This window comes from Rhodopirellula sp. UBA1907 (assembly GCF_002337565.1).
Classification (GTDB): Bacteria; Planctomycetota; Planctomycetia; order Pirellulales; family Pirellulaceae; genus Rhodopirellula; species Rhodopirellula europaea.
The window spans coordinates 73,847-94,838 of the sequence record NZ_DDGH01000074.1 but is presented as its reverse complement, the minus strand read 5'-3'; the positions used below and the strand labels follow the sequence as shown (position 1 = coordinate 94,838).

The window sequence follows — 20,992 nt, the reverse complement described above, 5'->3', positions numbered from 1 at the left end:
TCGTGCTCGTGCTCGTGCTCGACCCTCAACCCGTCAGCGGTTCTGAATTCGAAATGCCAGTTGCTGCAGCTCACTGGCCAGATCGACATTGATGATGGCTGTTCCCGGTGGCACGCGAAGCGTCGTCGGTGCGAAATTCAAGATGCCTTGAATTCCGCCGGCCAGAACTCGCGTTGCCACTTGGCTGGCCTGTTCGCTCGGGACCGCCAAGATGGCGAGTTCCGGTTTCGCGGTCGCCAGCACTTCTTCCAAATTGTCCAGCGAACGAACGGTCGTGCCCCCGACCTCGTGTCCATACTTCGCTGGGTCGGTATCAAACGCCGCCGCAAGTGAGAAACCCAGGCGTTCAAAACCGCGGTAACGCAACAGCGCGTTGCCCAGGGAACCGACGCCAATCAGCACCGCTTTCCACTGCACGCCCGACCCCAATACCGCGCCAATCCGTTCAGCCAGAATTGCCACGTCGTATCCGACACCTCGGCGGCCAATTGACCCAATCGAACTGAGGTCGCGACGAACGACGGCGGGCGAAACGTTGACCATCGCACCCAGGTCGCGGCTGTTCGTGGACGTCTCTCCCGACGCCAGCAACCGGTGCAATTCGCGGTAGTAAAGAGACAATCGACCGACCGCGGGAGTCGACAATTCGGCCCTACGATCGCCCTCATCGGAACCACCTGAATCGCTCGTTTCGTGATCGGTGTTCATATTCATGATCCAGCCGCACAGTCGTTGCGATTGGAACAACCTGCAAGGTCGGTAGGACTTGACGACCCAATCGTTCCGTTTTGCCAGGACTGCCCTGTTTGCTTGTTCAACGAGTGTTCCGCAGACGATGAAGTTTGTGCATCAAGATCAGTTTTACTAGTCCGCAGAGTTCTCGCCTGTGCCTCACACGCATTGGGCACAGCTTATCTCTGACCGGCTGGTAAGTGAAGCCTTACCGACCCTCCCTGGCCCACGTGTGGGCCGTCCCGCTCTCACTCCCGCAGCCTCGGCCTTCGTTCAGTCGACGGGCAATCTGCACGACCGTGACAGTGAATCAGGCAGCGGATCGGTTTAGCAGTCTGGGTTTTGATTGGTTTAGAGGTCAAGCCGGGGGGTATCCGGCAGGCCAAAGGAAGCTGCGTTCATACAACGTCCCGTTGTTACCTGTGGAGAAACTTACGATGAAACGTTTGTGGTTGTTGCCTGCATTGATGATCATCTCGATCGTCTCGGGCGCTAATGCTGCTCACGCTGCTTACAGCGGCGCGATCAGCTACGAAGGTTGTAGCAGCTGTGGTGGTTCCGTTGTTGCCGATGGATCGGTAATGGCAGAAGGCTCAGCTGTCGCTGGTGGTTCGGTTGTCGCTGACGGTTCCGCCGTCGCCGGTGGCTCGTACACCGTGATGCGAACCGTTCGCGAAACTGTGATGGAGCAAGTCGAAGAGACTCGCTACCGCACACGGAACGAAGTGTACTTCGAAGACCAAGTGGTCAACCGTACGCGAATGGTTCCAGAGACTCACCAAAAAGAAGTTCAGTACACGGTCATGGTACCGTCGTACGAAACACGCCAACGCACGATCAACTACACAGTCAACAAGCCTGTGTACGAGACTCGTGAAAAGGTCATCAACTACACAGTCAAGAAACCTGTGTACGAAACACGTACGAAAACGATCAACTACACCGTTAACAAGCCTGTTTACGAACAGCACCAACGGGTGATCAACTACACAGTCAAGAAACCTGTGTACGAAACTCGTACGAAGACGATCAACTACACGGTCAACAAGCCAGTGTACGAAACTCGTCAAAAAGTGACGAACTACACCGTGATGGTGCCAACGTACGAAACTCGTACGCGAAACATCAACTACACGGTTTACAACACCGTGCAAGAACAAAAAGTTCGCACGGAAACCTACCGCGTCAGCGTTCCTCAAACGTACACCAAGACCATCACGGTCAAAGGTGGACACTGGGAAACTGTGACGGAAACCGTTCCTGGACCGATGATTCGTCGCACCGTGCGTGAGCCCGGTACTTCGTACTTCGATGCAGCAACTTGCCGAACCGTGTACCGCCCCGGCAAATGCCGAGTGGAATGCGTTCAAGGTTGCCCCAAGACGATCTGCAAGAAAGTCTGGGTCCCAACTTGCGAGCAAAAAGAAGTGACTTGCACCAAGTACGTCTCAGAATGCCGTACTCGTGAAATCCCTTACACCGTGTGCCGTCGAGTTCCTGAGTGCCGCACCAAGACCGTTGAGTACAAAGTGTGCAAGATGGTTCCTGAGTGCCGTACCAAGACTTGCAACTACACCGTGTGCAAGATGGTTCCTGAGTGCCGTACCAAGACGGTTGAGTACAAGGTCTGCAAGATGGTTTGCGAAAACCGTCAAAAGACTGTGAACTACACGACCTGCAAAATGGTTCCTGAGTGCCGCACCAAGACTTGCAACTACACCGTTTGCAAGATGGTTTGCGAGCCTCGCACCAAAGTTTGCAAGTACACCGTCTGCAAGATGGTTCCTGAGTGCCGTACCAAGACCGTCGAGTACAAAGTGTGCAAGATGATCCCAGAATGCCGCACCAAGACCGTGTGCTACACGACTTGCCGCAAAGAGTGCTACCAAGAAACGATCAAGGTCAAGAAGTGCCGCAAAGTTTGCGAGCCTTACACCGTGACTCGTTGCGTGCCACGAGTTGTCTGCAAGCAAGTCCCAGTGACTGTTTGCTGCCCAGCTCCAGCTTGCGGATGTGCAGATCCTTGTGCAGACGCTTGTGCTCCAGCATGTGCACCTGCTTCGGCTGGTCCTATCCGTAGCTTGCTCAAGGGCATCCTCGGCGGACACGGCTGTGGCTGCGGAAACGACTGCGGTTGCGACGCTGGCTGCGATGTTGCACCAGCTTGCGGTTGCTAATTGAATTCGGATCTCAGGGGAGCCCCCTACGACGGGGCTACCCGGAGAACCACTGACGTAACGCTCTCCACAAAGCGACCTCAACCGACTTCGTCGGCCGTGTTGATTCGGACATCCGACCGAACAACGGATCACCGGCCACGAAGTCACCGGGGTGCTCCTGTGGAATCTACGCGATCAAACAAAAATGGGGACGAACTTGCATGACAAGTTCGCCCCGTTTTTTTTGCGCTGACGTCTCGCTATCAGCCCTTCAAAGCGGACTTGATCGCCGAGACCAATTCTTCGTCCGATGGCGCGACCTTCGATTTGTAACGTCCGACGACTTGACCATCGCGACCGATCAAGAACTTTTCAAAGTTCCAACTGATCGGACCTTTGCCCGCCGGTTTGGCTTCGACGTTGGTCAATTGTTTGTACAAAGGCGACGCGTCATCGCCATTGACGTCGACCTTGCCCATCATCGGGAACGTGACGTTGTACCGAGCGCTGCAGAATTCCAGGATATCCGCGTTCGTACCTGGTTCCTGCGAACCGAATTGATTGCAAGGGAATCCGAGGACGACCAACCCGTCGTCTTTGTGGGCTTCGTACAGCGATTGCAATCCAGCGTACTGCTTGGTGTAGCCGCACTTGCTGGCGACGTTGACGATCAGGACGACTTTGCCCTCGTAGTCGTGCAGATCCACTTCCTTGCCTTCGATGGTTTTGGCCTCGTGAGCCAACACGCATTCGTGATCCGCGGTGGAGTCAGCGGCGGAAACAGGTTGAGGAGCATTCATCAGACAACCCAGGGCGAGCGTGAGAAGCAAAAAACGTGACATCGATTTTCCTGTGGGAAAACAAGAGTGAGGGGGGAGCAAAACAAGCATCCTCACTATAACCGTGTCGCCAAGGGGGGATTGCGAAATGCCCGCCGCAAATCGAAAATCAAACTTCCCCCACGCATCATCCCCCCAACTTGCATTCCACCATGAATTTGAAAGACAAAGTCGTTGCCATCACCGGTGGAGGCACCGGAATCGGTGCAGGGATCGCTCGCGAATTGGCGATGGCGGGTGCGAAAGTAACCATCGGTGGCCGTCGTGAGGCACCCCTGAAAGAACTCGCCGGGTCGATCGATTCGCCCAGCCCTGTTCGAACGCACACCATCGATGTTGCCGAAAACGAAAGCATCGAAGCTTTCTTCCAAGACGTCCGCACGAACGTGGGTGACGTGGACATCTTGGTCAACAGCGCCGGGATCAACATCGCCAAACGAACCATGGCGGAAATGGATCCAGATGAGTGGGACCGCGTTCTACGAATCAATGCCACCGGTGCCTACCGCTGCATCCACCAAGTCATCGGTGCGATGCGTGACCGGCACGATGGCCTGATCATCAATATTTCCTCCGTGGCCGGCAAACGAGCCATCACGCTGGGCGGAGTCGTTTACTGTGCCAGCAAATTCGCGATGACCGCGATGGGCACCGCCGTCGCCAACGAAGTCCGTCATGAAGGCGTTCGAATCACCAACGTTTATCCGGGCGAAGTCAACACGCCGATCTTGGACAACCGTCCCGTACCGGTCAGCCAAGAGCACAAGGAATCGATCCTGCAGCCGGAAGACATCGCGTCGGTCGTGCTGTCGATTTGCCAGCTGCCACCGCGAGCTTGTGTGCCCGAAATCGTGATCAAACCCACCACGCAAGAATGGGTGTGACTTCGCCGACGAAGACTCCATCGGCCATCGTCACGGGAGCTTCCGCGGGCTTGGGTCTGCACGTCTGTCGTCGTCTGCTCGGCGAGGGCTATTCGGTCACGATGCTGGGACGCAATCCAGAACGGCTGGACCAAGCGGCAACGACTTTGGCGAGCGAATTCAGTGGCGAGAACGTCAACACCTTCGCCGGTGACGCTTGTAATTCGGACGCGATGAACTTGTTGGTCGAACATCACGTTGCAAAATTTGGATCGCTGGACGTTTTGGTCAACGTTGTCGGACGCAGCGACCGTGGGTTGCTAATCAACAGCGGTGCCGCGGAACTCGAATCAATGTTTCGCGACAATGTTGTCTCTGCATGGACATGTTGCCATGCCGCCTACGAAGAACTGAAGAAGTCGCGAGGCACGATCGTCAACCTTGGCTCGCTTGCCTCCCGAGTCGCACCGCGCTACCTCGGTGGCTACGTCATCGCCAAACACGCTCTAGTCGGATTTTCGCGACAACTTCGAATGGAGTTGGAAGCGGACGGGATCCATGTCGGCGTGGTGTGTCCGGGACCAATTCGCCGCGACGACGATCAACCGATCGACCGCTACCAAACCGACAAGAAAGCCGGCGTTCCAGCCACGGCAGCTCAACCCGGCGGCGGTGCCAAGCTGAAGGGATTGCCACCCGAAGACGTCGCGGATGCTGTCTTGCGATGCATCCAAAAACGCAAGATTGAAATCGTGTTGCCACCAAAGGTCCGAGCCTTGATGGCAATCAACGCGATCTCACCAAGACTGGCCGATTGGCTGCTAAGCAAAAGCACCGCCTAAATCGGCAAACCATTTCCCGCCTCGCGGATGCGCGCCCGCCCCGTAGGCCATGTTTTACATGGCAACCACGCCGATGCTTGGGAACCAAGCGAGGCGTCCTCGTGAACGATCGTTCGATTGAGATGCAAACTCAACCGGCCTGCAACCATCGCCAGGTGGAACCTGGCCTACGGTGCGAGATCACGCGTCGACGACGACTTCGCTGAGCGGTTTGGCAACGCACAGGACCGCTTCGCCTTCTTCCACGTCGCACTCCGGCGGCTCGGCGTATTTCACTTCGCCCGAGAGCAAACGACGGACGCAAGCACCACAATCACCCGAGCGGCACCCTGAGTCGACATCCACGTCCAGCGATTCAGCAACGTCCAGCAGTCCGTCCATCCCAGCCTCAAATAAGGCGGACTTCTCGCTGGTTTGAAACGTCACGTTCCAGCCAATCGAATCGTCTGATCCAGTCTCATTAGCGTCTGACTCATCAGGACAAGGGTCGCAGGCCGGAACCGCCAACGCTCCCGCCGACTTGGACTTCCCGCCAAATGATTCGAACATCACGTCATTCGCGGACGCTCCGCACTCGATCAATCCCTCGGCAATCGCATTCATGAACACGTCCGGTCCGCAGATCAAATATTCGCCGCGGTGATGTCCGAGACGATCCACGATCTGCTCCGCTGACAATCGTCCGATTGAATCCCCAGGTCGTAGATCATCATCTTCAGGTTTGCTGAACCAAAGATGCACACGAACGCCGGTCGTGGCCTCCAGCATTTTCGCAATTTCGCGAATGGGTGCCAGGAAGGGTGCGTCGACTGCATTTCGGACTTGGTAGAACAAATTGACTTCGCGGTCCATCCGCTCGTTCAGACTCTGAAACAGCATCGAAAGCACTGGCGTGATCCCGATGCCCGCCGCGATCAAGTTCAGCGGCGTGGGATTTTCGCTTTGGCTTGCTTCCACCGAGTAATGGAACTTGCCCTTGGGAGCTTGGATCTCGATCCGATCGCCCACATCGATTGTGTCGTGCAGCAAGTTGCTCATCGTCCCGCCCGGAACCCGTTTCACCGTAATTCGGTAATGCGGTTCATCGGGTCCGCTTGAAAGGCTGTAGCAACGCGAAACGTTCTTGCCCGTCGAAAGATCGTTCAATCGCACGGTCAAATACTGGCCGCCCAAGAATGGTGGAAACGGTTCGCCGTCGGTCGGAACGAAAACGAAAGAGCGACAATCCGGGGATTCATCTTTGACCGATTGCACGCTCGCCGATCGCCAACCTTTCCATCGGTTCGGGTGTTTGGTCACATCGGTCTTCGACGCCGCGGCAGACTGATCGACCGACCTCGCGGATGCAGCATCAAACGCTTTGCCGCTGCGAAGTTTCGGAAGCCGCTTTCGCGTCAGTCGTTTCCATTCCCATTCTTCGATCGCGTCGGCGCTACCCACGAAGAGAAGGAAGCAGCTTCCACAGAAGATGGCAGCGAAAAACAACGATGGAGACACGGCTCAAACACTCGGAAAAGTGGAAGCAATCAAATTCAACAGGTTGACCATTGAATTTGTTGCTCCGCCGAATGAGCGAGCACGTCATGAAAAACGGAATCCCTCGCAGTCGCCCAACGTACGGCCTGGTTGAACCGATTGTGTCACTTGAACCGATTCTTGCCACCAACTTCATCCAATCAACGTAGGTAGTGGACGAGGCAACGAGTCCAATGCACAAGTCCCACGCTCGAGGATTCGTGGCCTCATGTACTACAACGATCTCCAATCGTAGCCGGATTCGCCAAGAATTCGGTGGCGCAAGTAGACGGTTAACGTTCTCTTTCTAGTGGCGCGTCCGAATTCCAGAGAATCCGGTTACCAACCGATCAAGTCATCAGAGACGTCACTGCCTGTGCTTTGACCAACTCGCGGGGTTGGTTGAGGTGGTTGTAGACGATCGTTTCAGGATCGATGCCGAAGCTGTGGTAGATCGTTGCGAGGAGCTCCGCGGGATGCACCGGATTATCAACAGGGGCCGATGCGGTCTTGTCGCTCTTTCCGTAAACAAAGCCTCGTTTCATGCCCGCACCGGCAACCACGGCGGTGTAGCAATAAGGCCAGTGATCGCGACCGTCGTCGGAGTTGTTGTTGCCCGACGTGCTGACACCACGCTGTGGGCTGCGTCCGAATTCGCCAACGGCGACGACCAAGGTCTCTTCCAACATGCCACGTTGGTCCAAATCCTCGATCAAGGTCGTCAATCCGTTATCCAGCATCGGAGCCGATTGATCCTTCATCCGTTTGGAAAGCCCCGAGTGATGGTCCCAGGAATGATTGTCGCTGTTGGCGACCTTGGGCCAGATGACTTCGACGACTCGCGTGCCAGCCTCGACCAAACGACGAGCGAGCAAGCAGCTTTGACCGAATGAGTTGCGACCGTACGCGTCACGAAGGACATCGTCCTCGGCGGACAACTGGAACGCGTCGCGAGCACGACCGGACAAAATCAACGAGAGTGCTCGGTCGTAGTTTTGGTCCAGCTCAAACTTTTCAACCGCTTCGTTGATGACCGGCATTTGCTCGTTCAAAGCCTGACGCAGATTGGCTCGCCGCTGCAGACGAACATCAAAGACCTCGTCGCGAAGCGACAGGTCATCCGTGCGAATCTTTTGCAGCTTGTCCATGTCCATGTCATCGCCGGGTGGATACAGCGTGTATGGATCAAACGCTTTACCTAGAAAACCAGCCGTGCCACCTTTGCCGACAACGTTTGACTCTTGCAACGGACGCGGCAGCATAACGAACGGCAACATTGGTTCGTCGAGCGGTTTCATCTTGACGATGTTGCTGCCAAAGTTCGGAAAGTCCTTTGGCGATGGCGGTTCGAGCTGTCCCGATGGGCTGACCTTGTCGGTCGTGTATCCCGTCATCATTTGATAGATCGCCGCGGTATGATTGAACAAACCGTTGGGCGTGTACGACATCGACCGAATCATCGTGAACTTGTCGTTCACCTGAGACAAACGCGGCAGATTCTCTGTGAATTTGACGCCGGGAATCTTGGTCGAGATTGGCTTGAACTGGCTTTTGACGTTGTCCGGAACGTTTTCCTTGGGGTCCCACAAATCCAAATGACTCGGGCCACCTTGAAGATAGACCATGATGATCGACTTGGCCTTGCCCCATCCTGGTCCACCACTGTGGTGAGCGTCCGCTTTGCCGGTCGCCTCAGCAGCCTGAGCTTGGCTCGATTGCAACTGCATGAGTTGTGGCAGCGACAATCCAAACAGCGACGCACCACCGACTCGCAAAAACGCACGCCGGGTTTCGCCCAAATGAGGGTCGCAAAGATCTTTGGCACGCGGGCCTTTGAAAGACAACATTGTTTTCTCGAAGATTGGTGGCGACGAATCAGTGGTTGAACAAAAAGGCGGGCGAGTTGACGAGAGCCCAGACTAGGTCTTCCGCGGCAGTCAGGCGAATGCTGCCCAGTTGAGTCTTGGACCGTTCCACGTTGGCTCGCAGTTCGACCAATGACGGGTCGATTGGTGTTTCAGCCTCGAAGCGTTTCAGTCGCTTTTGCAGAGCGACGATCTGCTCGTCTTCCGGCAGCGGACGTTTGGCTTGGTTCAGTCCGTCACGGGCCGACTTCAAATCGGGGTTGAGCGTGGAAACGTACTGATCGATCGCCTTGGACAACGCTTCGCCACGCTGGTCGGCCGGGGTGCGTTCCGCGGCCGCGAAAGTCTCGGACAATCCCAATGGGATTTCGCCTGAGTCGGTGGTCACGCTGATGCGGAACCGACCGAGTTGGTGATCCTTTGCGTTGTGGTTTTGCGCCAATTCGAATCGCAGACGTGTCTTGCCTTCGCTGTCGATCGGCTTGGCGAACTGGAACGTTGCCCAGTGCTCGTGTCCATTCGCTCCGGAAACCGCCCAGGCAGATTGGTTGCCCGCATTTCCATCGAACGTGCTTTCGATCTTGAAACCGTTCTGCAAGAAGTCCGCTGACGCGCGGGCAATTTTGACCGCAGGCAAATCTTTGGGTTTGGTATCAGCCTCATCCGAACCAGCCGAGCCAGCACGAACGGTGATTTCCGTGACCACGAAATTGCCCGCGCGGCCGGGACCGTTTTGCGGCAGGCTCGGGTCGGTCAATGCTTCCACACGGAAACCAGTGATGCCGGTCAGGTTGGTTTCAAAATCGACAATGTAGGAACCATTGCCCTGTTTCCCGCTCGCCAGAACGCTGCGGTCGGGCTGGACCGCCAACGTCGCTTGGTTGGTCGCGGACAGTCCGGTCGGTGCCAAAGGATGCCATTCCGTGTCGGCCTTCTTCTCCTTCAGAAACGCGTTGACCAACTCGGGCAATTTCGCTTCTTGATCCGCAAGCTTCTGAGTAGCCTCATCGATCTTCTTTTGCCGCTCGGCTTCCATCTTGGCTCGTTCATCAGCGATTTCCGCACGTCGAGCTTCGATGTCCTTGGCGAGCTTCGCCAACATCTCTTTGCGAGACGCTTCTAACTTGGGGAAACGCTCCGCCCAAGCCGCCTCGGCATCGGCCAATCGTTGAACCAGCGTTTCGTGGTCGCCTGCGATCTGCGAATGAATGGTCGCGAAAGCGGCTCGCTCTTTGTCGCTCGGATAGCGTCCCAAAGCTCGCAAGAAAATTTCTTCCGTGACGGCTTCGTCGGTGGAGTTTTCAGCGACGATCTTCTCAAGCTCGTTCTTCGGGTCGCTGATCGCGGTACCGATCGTCGGACCACTGATCAACGCCATCACTGGCCCCAGTTGCAGGTCCGTGCCTCGTTCGCATTCGCACGCGGTCTCTCGCACAGGACGACCAAGATTCGCGAGGAATCCGTCGGTCAACGCCACTCCCGAATCCGTCGCAGCGGCGGCCCGTGTCCCAGCTGGCATGCCAGGGATTTGGCTGGTGGCACCCGTCAGCGAATGGACCGCGTCGAAAATTACTTCGGCGGGCAAACGTCGCGGCGTCGCGTGAGAGTAGTTCAGGTGATCGTCTTCGTTCCATTGATTGGACTCAACCGACAACTGATACGTTCGTGAACTGACGATCAAACGCATCAGGTGTCGAGTGTCAAAGTTCGAACCGATGAACTCGTCGGTCAGGTAGTCCAGCAATTGTGGGTTGGTCGGCGGGTTGCCCGCTCGGATGTCATCAATCGGTTCGATCAAACCAACACCGGTCATGTAGCCCCAGATGCGGTTGACGTAAGAACGTGCGAAGTACGGATTCGTCGGATCCGTCATCCAGTTCGCCAGTTCCTCACGTCGTGTCGGTGCGTCGTCGGATTTCGAAACCAACGTTTGTCCGTCCGATGATGCACTTCGAGTCTGCTGATCAGCTTCAGTGGCGGTGTTGCCGGCCAATTCGTACGGGAACGACGGCACAACGTCTTCGCCCGTCCGAGCGTGTTGGACTTCGGAATCAGCTGAGTCGGCGATGATCTCAAACAGCGGCGTGGCACCTTCGACCGCCGTGCCACCGATCTTTCGATTGCCGGAATCCGGATCCTTTTTTCGATCGACTTTGGCGAAGTAGGCCGCCAGTTCGTAATACTGGTCTTGGGTCCAGCGTTCGAATGGGTGATCGTGGCACTTGTTGCAATTGAATCGAATGCCAAGGAACAGGTGCGTCGTATTTTCCATTGTGTCCTCGGGGGTCCGGAGGACTTTGTAGTACGACACGGCGGGGTTGGTTTGATTGGAACCAGACGCCGTCAGGATTTGATAGGCAAACTCGTCATACGGACGATTTTCCTCGACCGCTTTGCGGATCCAATCGCGATAGAGTTTCGTGCCTTCGACGCCGAGGAACTTGCGGTTGACCTGCAACAGATCCGCCCACTTGTTCGTCCAATATTCGACGAAGTCCTCGTTGCCGATCAAGCGATCGATCACGGCTTGGCGTTTCAATTTGCTAGGCGTCTCATCCGCCAAAAATTCACGAACCGCTTGGCTGGTCGGAGGCAATCCAGTCAGGTCCAAGTGCACTCGGCGGAGGAAGGTGGCGTCGTTGGCAACGTCGCTGGGAATGATCTTCATTCGATCCCACTTTTGAGCGACCAACTCATCGATCCGACCCCAAGTATCCACTTCGGCTTGTTCGTATCCCGAACGGTCACCCATCACGGTCAACGTCGTGGCGGCGTAGGCACCTTCGAAACGAGCCAGCACGGGTGCTTCACCACGCCGAACGGCCTGAAGCAACCCGCCAGTTTTCGCGGTCGCGATTTCGGTGTTGCCTGAACTGATGAACGCTTCCCGCGTGACGTCTCGAATGTCGCCGTTGGCATAGGTCGCGACGATGCGGACCTGTTGTCGAGCGTCAGTGGACTGAACGACGGGGTTGCGTGGCGAAATCTCAAGCGAGGCGACGCGTGGCGTTTCCAAATCTAGCTTGGAACCATCCGCGATCCAGCGATGCAAAACCGCGTGATAGGGATCGCCCTTCTTCATCAGCGTGCCGCCTTCGTGAGGCGTGGTGCCCAGCGGTTTGCGAAGCATCATCGAATCGTCGGGAGCCGATGGATTGATGCGTCGCGCGGCCAAGTCATCCGTCAGGGCTCGGATGTCGAAGATCGGATCGTAACCTCGCAGCGACAACCGAAATCCGTTCTTGCCTTTCTGAGCCCCGTGGCAGGTGCCTTGGTTGCATCCCAAACGAGACAACACCGGATTAACATCGCGGATAAAGTCAACGGCAAATTCGCTCTGCCCGGTGATCTCGAGCGGCAGCGTGTGTTGATGCGAACCAAAGCTGACGGTGACTTCGCCAACGGAATTGCCTCGAGGACGAATCAGCCCACCAGGAAGACTGGCGAAGGCATCAGATTTTGAAACCGTGATTTGACGCGTCACGTCGACCGTCGATCCATCTCGCAGTTTCCCGATGGCGACGAGTTGAACGTAGTCGTAGGGCGAAGTCAGCGAAATCGATTCAGGAACAACGGATAGCTCGACCAGTTCCGACAGATTGACCGGCGATTCGGAAGGTAAATCGTCAGTTTTGGCGGTGGATGAGAAGTCCAGCTCGCGATCGGTCCCGAGAGGACCTTCGCCTTTAGCGGAACGGCGCAAGCCGCCCGGTGCAGTGGAACCGGAGGGCTCGCGCCCTTCCGCTCCAGACTGCGGCACCGCGTGGAAGGTTCGAACCAATTTGCCGGTTGGATCAAGGTGACGGATCTGGCCATCGTTGGCGGAGACAAAAACGCTTCCGTCGCCAGCAAGTTCGATCGCGTACGCCGCGGCGTTGGGCAGTTCAAAGTGCACCGTTTGCGTGGTCGTTTGATTGGCCGATCCGTCGACCTTCTTCTTTTCTTCGGCCGAACGATTCGCAACGCGTTTGCCGAGGATGGCTTTGAGTTCGTCGGTCAATTCACCGGTGAAGTCGTACTTCCAAACTCGTAGTTCGGAGTGACCGTCGATCGTTGCGACGGCGGCGAGATGCGTGCCGGCCGAGTTCACAACGACTTGGCGGATGCGTCCATTCAACCGCGGCAGATTGCGGATCAAGTTTGCGTCGTCACCAATTTGTCGTTTGGTTTGACGGAAAACACGATAGACCTTGGTCACACCATCGGCCCCGCCGACGACGATTTCATCGCGGGAAGGATGCATTGCGACGCTGGACAGGCCGCCAGAGAGAGCTCCCGGTGTGATGGACGTGACGTTGTCGATGAAGCGTTCGGTTTCGACCTCGGTCAACTTGCACGTCATGTCGCGAGCGACCGAAACCAAGTGCTTGCCGTCCGGCGTGAAGACCGTGTCGCGAATCCAATCTTCGTGAGCCCCTTGGAACAAGACTTGTTCGCCACTGGCCGCGTCCAAGGCTCGCACCGTGTTGTCGTTCGCTCCGATCGCGATCTTGGAACCATCGGGCGACCACGACAAACCAGTGATCGTGTCGTAGGTGACCTGCCGCGAAAGTTCTAGCTCGCCGGTCGATGCGTTCCAAATTTGAAGCTCACCGAGTTCGCCGGGTGTACCGCCGGCAGCCGCGATGCGTGATCCATCAGGTGAAAAACGCACGGAGTTGATGCGAGGCGAGATGCCAACCAATCGAGTTTGCATTTCGCCTGAATTGGCGTCTAGCAAACAGATCTCGTGGTAACCCGCGATGGCGAGAGTTTGCTCGTCGGGCGAAAGATCGATCGATGGCAGGGTCGGCGGCCCGGCGTAGATCGGCGGATGATCCGCATCAAAATGTGGACCGGATGATTCGGGCGAATCGTTCGAGGCACCTTGTTCGATCCATTTCCGAATCGTTTCAACCTCGGTTTCGTGCAAAGGTTTCCGAGGCGATTTGGGCATCTCTGCAACGCCATCGTGCGAAGTGATCAATGAGACCAAGTAGCTCGAATCGGCGTCGCCGGGAACAATCGCTGCGTCGCCGCTTTCCCCGCCGCGAATCAACGCATCAAAGTCGGTCATGACGTATTCGCCCAATTGCTTGGCACCTTGATGGCAACCAAAGCAATTGGTTCGCAAGATTGGCAAGACGTCGTCGTGGAAACTGACGTTGCCCGCATCGGGTTCGTCCGCTGCCGAACTCGGTGGGGAACCGAGGGCAGAGAAAAAGAAGAGTCCCGCAACGGCTAAGTGGGGAAGTGGGGATCGCGGTGACTGTTTGGACAGCGTGACCAACGAAATATCTATCACGACGAATTTCCTTCCAAGCAAATGCATGGGGACGAAAAATCATCGCCGATCCGAATCAATCCCGGGGAGACACTGATTCGGTAGCCGTGTGGGAGGTGGCAGGCGGGAGCGGGGTGAATCCCCGCTTACGCACAGGTTAGTGGCGGCTTCCTTGTTGGTCAAGCAAAGGTTGAGCGAGAATTCCCTGGGAAAGAGGGCGGGTCTCGCCAAGAGTGGCATAGGTTCCCAACCTGTGGTTGTGCTCAATCCAGGCTCAATCCCTATGCCACTTGATCAAACACTCGCCGACTAGCGGTGAATCAGTCCGCTAACGGGAGCCACAAAGACGGGATCGCGGGTCGCGGGAAGGGACGATTGGTCGTTCAGATCCAACGCGTCGGCGGCTGGGTCTTGCACGGGTTGCTGAGCTTCGGGCTCCGGCAAGACCGATTCCAGTTCGTCTGGATTGGGGCGATGCAACGTCTCCGCTTCTTCCAATTCCTGGGCGACCTCTTTCATCAAGACTGGTTCTTCATAGCGATCGACGTCGTCGGCATCGGCCGATCGCGATCGACGAGGCCCAACGGTCAGAACTTCCCAAGGCTTGGGATAGAAGTAGTGTTGCTCGACTCGTTGCGGCGGGCAGTGCTTGCCGTTCAGTGCTCCTTTGAGGCCGTTGTTGTCATACAACCCCAATGCATCGGCTCGTTGCCACGCCCGAGCCTCTTGGCTGGACGGAGCGATGATCGCTGCGGTCTTGCCACCAAAGTAAGTCGGACGGTTGTATTGGCGTCGATACGATTCTGGCATCCGGCTACCGACCGGTCCGATCACATCGATCCGCTGAGCCCCATCGGGACGCAGCAAAGGAAAGGGCCAATCGGCGTGGCACTCGTTGCTGGCCCAACCAGCCAACATCGCAACCAACAATACGGGAACCGACGCGTGAAGAGAGTTGACTTTCATGAGACTGGCGGCACTGCATCCTGTGAAACCGAACGAAGTAAACGTCGCAGATCCTTTGCGACACCCATCGAATCGTCGCGATCGATCGGTCCGGTACAACGCGTTCGCACTTTCGCGCGTCGCAACCAACAGGCAAAGTCCTCGGCTTAGTCAAACTGTTCGGGCTGTGGGGATTTCAACAGCCAGCCAGTGAGCGTCACCACACGGCAACAAACCACGAACCGGACGCTAACGCGTTGCGGCCGATGAGACCAACCGCCCGCCTACCAAGCCCGCCAATCAGTCGATTTGCTGGCAACTAGTCAGCAACGTCGCCATTTCGCGACCGGCGAAACACGATCGCTTGTAGTAATCTTCTTCTGAGTGAGCCTTTCCGACCGTCGGTGAACAATCTCGCGAACGAACCGGCAGCGGCGATCCGTCATACCGAGGCGCAAACCGCGTTGGGCCGGTGTACCCCAAAGCACGTGTGCCACGGATTCGCGAAAGCAGCCAGTAGTTCTTAAGGATTGCGTCGCGTTGGTTGTACAGCAGCACCAGTCGATTCATGTTTTGAGTCGCCAAACGGTGGTACCCGTGCGGCATCAACCAATCGCTCTGGATCGCGGGAGCCAACAAGCCAACATCGAGGTTGGCGGCCATCACGGGCTCTTCGCTCAATCGACGACGACCAATCGTTCCGCCCGCCAAAGCGTGCAAGCTGCCTGTCACGATGCGGCCACCAAAGCTGAAGCCGATCAGCGCCGTCGGCTGAGCGGCGTCCACGTGACGATGCAGCAACCAAGCCAAATACAAACCTTGCGCGTCGGTCCGTTCAGCTTTAATGCGAGCATCCGTGATTGCGAACGTTTCACGATCACTCTGCCAACTCCAGATCACAAAATCCATCGGCACTTGGCCGCAGCGGTTCGACTCCAATTCGCGAGCGACATCCAAACCGCGTTCGATGGCCAGCGGTGCGGATCGGCGGTTGCCGTGCACATAGATGACTCGCGGGCGGCTTGGATCAAACGTCGCGAGGTATTCGTCCAGACTGGACGGGGTGACTCGACCGCAACGATTCAGCCGCGAGATACGCAGGTTAGGGTTTTGCAGGTTGGCTCGACAAGCTGTGCTGGTGATGTGGCGCGTGCTGATCAACCAATAGCGATCGCTCGACAAACACCGCTGCAAACTGGAGGGTGCTGGAACGGTGAACGATCCCGGAGGAATCATCGACGACGGATGAATCACGGCGTCCGCGGCTGGACGGACGGACGCCAGCGACTCAGACGCGTCCAATTGCATTTCAGCCTGACGCTCGATCTCTTCTGCCTGCTCGAGCTCGGCGACATCTTTCGCCGCGATCGTTTCGCTTGATGTCCAATGGCTGGACTCGGACAAAGTCAGAGGCTTTGAGAAGCTGCTCGTGTCAAACGACAACGGCTGGCCCGCGTGGGCTGGAGCCGGTGGTGACACGATCGCACCGCATAGCGTGATGCAGAACGCTGTGATGCTGAGCACTGTGATTTTGAGCACTGTGACGCTGAGCGACCAAGGCGGGATCGCACGCGGGGGCGTGCCCCGTTCCGCGATGACGCGAATCGAGGAACCGGATGATCGGCTGATGGCGTTGTCGTTCATCAGCGACTTGTGGTCGTGAAAGTGAGGGAGCTGCATCATGCGAACAATCAAACGGGTCGTATGAATCGTGCGGGGCGTCCAAGCTACCACAGCCCTTCTGAAGGTGGGATGTGGCGTTTTGTCAACAAATTGTTGCCCAAAATTAGCGTGTTGCATTTGCACAACACGCAGAGCGTCCTACTTTTGAGTGGTCTTGATGCCAAGGCCAACGTTTAGGCTCGGTTTTCCCTTTGGGTCCACCTTGCCCGATCCGCCTGCTTTGCCAGTCAAGGAAACTCTGATGACAATCCGAACTCTAACGCTCCTGATGCTCGTGACGGTCACGGTTACCTCGACCGGCTGCTCAGGAATGAGAAACTTCTTCTTCGGCCGCGGTGCAAACTGTGGTCTTTGCAATCGAGCCAGCGCGATCGGTCGCGCCGTCAACCCGTTTGCTCCACCGCCCGCACCAAACGCTGGCGGTTGCAACACGGGATCCTGTGGATTGTTCAATCGCGGCCCAGCCGTAGCGGCACCACCGATGATCCCACAACAACCGGTTTATGCGCCCGCACCTGCTTATGTGCCCTACGCTGCACCTCAAGCTTCCGCGGGAACCTGCTCGACCTGCCCTGCACCGCAAGCCTATGTCGGCGACGGATGCGGCAGTGAATACAGTGCCAGCATGCCAGGTTACTACGAAGGCTCGGTCGACCCGTATCTCGGCAGCGGCACGCTCGGTTACGGTGAAACCATCGTTCCCGGCAGTGGCTATCCCACTGATGGATACGGCGGAGTCATCCAAGGCGACTCGTTCGCACCTCGATCCTACCAATCGAATCGAGTTGACTCGCAAGGCGACGTGATCATCCACGCCGACCCACTGCCGCCCGGCGCCCAACTGGTCGACTGATCCAGCCATCGCAACCAAATCGTAGCTGGCTGGGGCCTCCCAGCCAGCCGAGCGCAAACTCACGGTGGAGACCACCGTGCTACAAATTCAGCCACCGACGATTGATCTTGAGGCGTCGGTGGGTTGGATGCGATGGTAAGGCGGGACGGGAGAAATCCGTTTTCCCTCGTTCACCTGATATCTCGAAGCCTGGCTCTCAACAGCCCGGTTCGCCTTCAAGACCCAGCCCGCCGCATCGTGACCCAGATCGATCGCTATGTCCTGATCCTCTTCTTGCGCACCGTTTGTGTGTGCTTTTTGTCGTTGGCGGGCATCTTCATCGTGTTTCACGCGTTCACAGCGATGGACGATCTGATCGCTCAATCCAAAGTCGGCGATTCATTGCCGCTGGTGCTAGCCAAGTTCTACGGGCCGTACCTGCTGCTGCTTTTCGACATGACAGGCACGATCATCACGCTGATGGCGTTCCTCTTCACTGCCGGTTGGCTGCGGCGAACGGGGGAATTGACCGCCACTTTGTCAGCGGGAGTTTCCCACGGACGGATCCTCCGACCGATGGTCATCGCTTCGCTCGCAATCATCTCGGTCCAGCTAGCCAATCGCGAATGGGTGATCCCCCGTTTTCGTGATTCGTTGACCATGAAAGCGAAAAACCTCTCCGGCGACATCGAACAAGCGGTCATGCCGACCTACGACCAATCCTCCGGAATTCTGATCGAAGGCGACAAATTGCGGACGCTCGGACGAGTCATCTCGCGCCCCAACTTTCGTCTCTACAGCGACTACGCCGGATTCGGCGACGTGTTGCTCGCACGCGAAGCGATCTGGTGGGACCCGGTCGCGATGGCAGAATGGCGGGCCGAAAAGGGGCCAACTGAGCCCGCTGGCCCCGACATCGCCGGCCCCGACACCGCCTCGTCGCAATTGGCATCGGCGGGAACTGCGAACTTCGGCATCGACGCCAAACGAAGCAGCTGGAAAGATTTGGCTGGCCGAACCGGAATGCCAGACGTCACCGGGTACTTGCTGCAAGGCGTACGTCGACCGGAACAACTCAGCAGCGTTCCTTCGGCGGGACTCTCGTCGCGGGAAGACATGGTGATTCTCACCCCAGCCGATCAACCGTGGTTGGGTCCGACGGAATGCTTTGTCGTCACCAGCATCCACCCCAACATGCTGCAAACGCAAGACACCGCGACAAAGCTGGCATCGGTCATGGAATTGGCCGGACGAGTCCGAAATCCGGCCGTGCACAGCAGCATGGCGTTGCGAACGACAACGCACGAACGCATCGTCCGAGCACCGCTCGACTTCGCGTTGATCTTGCTGGTCTTGCCGATGGTGGTCAATCGCCGCGGCCGCAAACTGTTCGTCTTGATTGGATCTGCCGTCGGATTGATCATCGCATTCTTCGCGTTGAAAACGGTCGCGAGCACGCTGGGCGGCAGCACCACACTGGTCACGCCCGGCATCGCCGCCTGGATCCCGCTGTTGATCATCGGACCGCTGGCGTACTCACGCTACCGACATGTTCAAACCGTCTGAGCGAACCGGTTCACCGGACGTCGTTGACACCATTCAGCTGGCTAACCAACGATGAAGGTCAGCGTCATTGTACCGACCTGGAACGAAGCTTCCAACATCGAGGCCTGCGTTGACTCCGCGTTGCAATGCGGTGCCGCAGAAGTGGTCGTGAGCGATGGCGGCAGCAGCGACGGTACCCTCGAGATCGCCGAATCCCTCAGCGACCGCCGCGTGCGGTGCCTGCGTGCTCCGTCGGGACGTGGGGTGCAGTTGCGTGCTGCGGCCGAGATGGCGACCGGCGAGATGCTGCTGTTCCTACACGCTGACAATCGTTTGCCAGGCGATGCACTAGAGCAACTGCGACAGGCTCACTGGCCGGTATGGGGCGGCTTTCGCCAACACATCGATGCGAACGGCTGGCGGTACCGCTGGCTGGAATGGGGGAACGCCTGGCGAGCTCGCGTGAGATCAAACGTGTTTGGCGATCAGGCGATGTTTGCCCAGCGCGACGCATATGATCGGGCGGGCGGATTCGCCGCCGTGAGCCTGATGGAAGACGTGATGCTGTCGGCGGAACTTCGCAAGATCACACCTGCGTCGCTGTTGCCCGGGCCGGTACGAGTCGACGCACGACGATGGCAGCAGCGTGGAGTACTCCGCCAAACCTTGCTGAACTGGCGGATCCAACATGCGTTCGCCAAAGGTGCGTCTCCGGACGAATTGCGCCAGATCTACGACCGATAGAGGTTCGCTGGCGACGACGCTGCGGAATACACGCAGCGAAGCGGTTGGGCTGAATGGGCCAGCTTTGATGCCCGGTGGAACGAAAGAGCACGTTTCCCGACCGCTCGGTTTGAGCGTTCGTGCGTTTATAGTGAATGGTTGAGTGGAAGAGCTCCCCTCTCGGGTGCTGTTTCCGTTAGGCGATTCCATACCCTCGAACCACTGAAAGCCCATGCCTGTTCTATTGATGATCAATCTCAAAGGTGGAGTTGGAAAGACCGCTTCGACGGTTGCCATCGCGGAAACGTTGGCGGAGGAAGGGTTCAAGACTTTGGTGATCGATGCGGATCACCAAAGCATGGCGGGCGAATTGCTGCTGGGGCAAAAGAGAATGCTCCAGTGCGAGAATCGCAAACGCACGCTGCACGATGTCTTCTTGGAAATGTGCGATCCGGATTTTGAAGTCGGCGACCTGCGATCCTTCATCTCGGAAGAGACATCCAATGTCGCGACGGTGCATGACTTCCTGGACGTGATCCCATGCTCGTTTCGGATCGATGACTTCTACAGCAATGCGTTTCGATCCAAGCGCCGTGCCGGGTTGTTCCAAACCGAGCGAGAGTTGTTCACCCAGATCAAGAAACAAATGCCGGGTGCGAAAAAGTGGCTCAACGAGTTGTATGACTTCGTCATCGTGGACTGCCCGCCCAGCATTGCGATGCAAGTCAAAATGTTCTTACGAATTGCGGACGGCTGCGTGATCCCATCGATCCCGGATCAATTGTCGGTGCGAGGTTCAGCCAACCTGGTCGATCGGCTGAAACGTTTTCGTGTCGAGACGCTCGGAACGCTGTGGACGTTGTATCGCCAGCAAACACCGCTGCACCGTGCGATGGTTGCGGAACCATATTCCATGCTGCCCACGCCTTTCGAATCGGTCATTCCCAACGCGGCGCAATTGGCCCGGGCCGTCGATCCGCGCGAGCTGAGCAATCCACAAGCGAACTGCGACGCAAAGTACGGACGACAATTCGCAGCACGCTATCGAGAACTCTGCGGCGAGATCATTTCGCGACTTCGCAACCTGGACATCCCGGTGACCAATCGACAGGAAGAGCTGATCTGTCTTTGACGATCACGCATCGAACTATTGCTTTGAGATGGATTCTTGTCTCTGGGACGGCCA

The 20,992-nt window shown here is 57.1% G+C and carries 14 protein-coding genes; 7 read left to right on the top strand and 7 right to left on the bottom strand.

Annotated elements, in window-relative coordinates; translation table 11 throughout:
- Window positions 1-33: 33 nt before the first annotated feature.
- Window positions 34-714, bottom strand: coding sequence for a redox-sensing transcriptional repressor Rex (locus B2R17_RS16460; RefSeq protein ID WP_339888700.1), 681 nt, complete (start codon window positions 712-714; stop codon window positions 34-36).
- A gap of 455 nt (window positions 715-1,169) precedes the next feature.
- Here B2R17_RS16460 and B2R17_RS16455 point away from each other — a divergent pair, with 455 nt between their 5' ends.
- Entirely contained in the window at window positions 1,170-2,909 is a 1,740-nt protein-coding gene (locus B2R17_RS16455) for a hypothetical protein (protein WP_286764834.1), read from the top strand.
- Window positions 2,910-3,154: 245 nt separating this feature from the next.
- On the opposite strand, the gene B2R17_RS16450 is transcribed toward B2R17_RS16455, so the two are convergent.
- The gene (locus B2R17_RS16450) at window positions 3,155-3,733 is read right to left on the bottom strand and encodes a glutathione peroxidase (RefSeq protein ID WP_008667748.1); all 579 of its coding nucleotides are present in this window, start codon (window positions 3,731-3,733) and stop codon (window positions 3,155-3,157) included.
- A gap of 149 nt (window positions 3,734-3,882) precedes the next feature.
- On the opposite strand from B2R17_RS16450, the gene B2R17_RS16445 reads away from it, so the two are divergent.
- Together B2R17_RS16445 and B2R17_RS16440 are read left to right on the top strand one after the other, a co-directional pair.
- Entirely contained in the window at window positions 3,883-4,614 is a 732-nt protein-coding gene (locus B2R17_RS16445; RefSeq protein WP_286764833.1) for an SDR family oxidoreductase, read from the top strand.
- Window positions 4,605-5,435 (top strand): SDR family NAD(P)-dependent oxidoreductase, encoded by an 831-nt coding sequence (locus tag B2R17_RS16440; RefSeq protein WP_286764832.1) that lies wholly within the window; start codon window positions 4,605-4,607, stop codon window positions 5,433-5,435. Before B2R17_RS16445 ends, B2R17_RS16440 begins: the two co-directional genes overlap by 10 nt.
- Before the next feature lie 180 nt (window positions 5,436-5,615).
- On the opposite strand, the gene B2R17_RS16435 is transcribed toward B2R17_RS16440, so the two are convergent.
- From B2R17_RS16435 to B2R17_RS16415, 5 genes are all read right to left on the bottom strand, one after another.
- Entirely contained in the window at window positions 5,616-6,932 is a 1,317-nt protein-coding gene (locus B2R17_RS16435; RefSeq protein ID WP_286764831.1) for an FAD-binding oxidoreductase, read from the bottom strand.
- A gap of 368 nt (window positions 6,933-7,300) precedes the next feature.
- Window positions 7,301-8,797, bottom strand: coding sequence for a DUF1501 domain-containing protein (locus B2R17_RS16430; protein ID WP_286764830.1), 1,497 nt, complete (start codon window positions 8,795-8,797; stop codon window positions 7,301-7,303).
- Between the two features lie 28 nt (window positions 8,798-8,825).
- Window positions 8,826-14,126, bottom strand: coding sequence for a DUF1549 domain-containing protein (locus tag B2R17_RS16425; protein ID WP_414707345.1), 5,301 nt, complete (start codon window positions 14,124-14,126; stop codon window positions 8,826-8,828).
- A 261-nt stretch (window positions 14,127-14,387) separates the two neighbouring features.
- Complete coding sequence (locus B2R17_RS16420) at window positions 14,388-15,044, bottom strand: hypothetical protein (RefSeq protein WP_286764828.1); 657 nt, start codon at window positions 15,042-15,044, stop codon at window positions 14,388-14,390.
- A 279-nt stretch (window positions 15,045-15,323) separates the two neighbouring features.
- Complete coding sequence (locus B2R17_RS16415; protein WP_286764827.1) at window positions 15,324-16,706, bottom strand: hypothetical protein; 1,383 nt, start codon at window positions 16,704-16,706, stop codon at window positions 15,324-15,326.
- A 310-nt stretch (window positions 16,707-17,016) separates the two neighbouring features.
- Between B2R17_RS16415 and B2R17_RS16410 the strand changes: the two genes are divergently transcribed.
- The 4 genes from B2R17_RS16410 (at window position 17,017) to B2R17_RS16395 (ending at window position 20,938) form a co-directional block, all read left to right on the top strand.
- On the top strand, window positions 17,017-17,559 hold the full coding sequence (locus tag B2R17_RS16410) for a hypothetical protein (protein ID WP_339888702.1): 543 nt from the start codon (window positions 17,017-17,019) through the stop codon (window positions 17,557-17,559).
- A gap of 237 nt (window positions 17,560-17,796) precedes the next feature.
- The gene (locus B2R17_RS16405; protein WP_286764825.1) at window positions 17,797-19,104 is read left to right on the top strand and encodes an LptF/LptG family permease; all 1,308 of its coding nucleotides are present in this window, start codon (window positions 17,797-17,799) and stop codon (window positions 19,102-19,104) included.
- Window positions 19,105-19,155: 51 nt separating this feature from the next.
- Window positions 19,156-19,827, top strand: coding sequence for a TIGR04283 family arsenosugar biosynthesis glycosyltransferase (locus B2R17_RS16400; protein WP_286764824.1), 672 nt, complete (start codon window positions 19,156-19,158; stop codon window positions 19,825-19,827).
- Between the two features lie 211 nt (window positions 19,828-20,038).
- Complete coding sequence (locus tag B2R17_RS16395; protein WP_286764823.1) at window positions 20,039-20,938, top strand: ParA family protein; 900 nt, start codon at window positions 20,039-20,041, stop codon at window positions 20,936-20,938.
- Window positions 20,939-20,992 lie beyond the last annotated feature (54 nt).

Coding starts and splice junctions, on each gene's coding strand:
- B2R17_RS16400 (WP_286764824.1), top strand. CDS start 19,156: ATGAAGGTCAGCGTCATTGTACCGACCTGGAACGAAGCTTCCAACATC.
- B2R17_RS16415 (WP_286764827.1), bottom strand. CDS start 16,706: ATGATGCAGCTCCCTCACTTTCACGACCACAAGTCGCTGATGAACGAC.
- B2R17_RS16430 (WP_286764830.1), bottom strand. CDS start 8,797: ATGTTGTCTTTCAAAGGCCCGCGTGCCAAAGATCTTTGCGACCCTCAT.
- B2R17_RS16450 (WP_008667748.1), bottom strand. CDS start 3,733: ATGTCACGTTTTTTGCTTCTCACGCTCGCCCTGGGTTGTCTGATGAAT.
- B2R17_RS16420 (WP_286764828.1), bottom strand. CDS start 15,044: ATGAAAGTCAACTCTCTTCACGCGTCGGTTCCCGTATTGTTGGTTGCG.
- B2R17_RS16440 (WP_286764832.1), top strand. CDS start 4,605: ATGGGTGTGACTTCGCCGACGAAGACTCCATCGGCCATCGTCACGGGA.
- B2R17_RS16395 (WP_286764823.1), top strand. CDS start 20,039: ATGCCTGTTCTATTGATGATCAATCTCAAAGGTGGAGTTGGAAAGACC.
- B2R17_RS16445 (WP_286764833.1), top strand. CDS start 3,883: ATGAATTTGAAAGACAAAGTCGTTGCCATCACCGGTGGAGGCACCGGA.
- B2R17_RS16460 (WP_339888700.1), bottom strand. CDS start 714: ATGAATATGAACACCGATCACGAAACGAGCGATTCAGGTGGTTCCGAT.
- B2R17_RS16410 (WP_339888702.1), top strand. CDS start 17,017: ATGAGAAACTTCTTCTTCGGCCGCGGTGCAAACTGTGGTCTTTGCAAT.
- B2R17_RS16455 (WP_286764834.1), top strand. CDS start 1,170: ATGAAACGTTTGTGGTTGTTGCCTGCATTGATGATCATCTCGATCGTC.
- B2R17_RS16425 (WP_414707345.1), bottom strand. CDS start 14,126: ATGCATTTGCTTGGAAGGAAATTCGTCGTGATAGATATTTCGTTGGTC.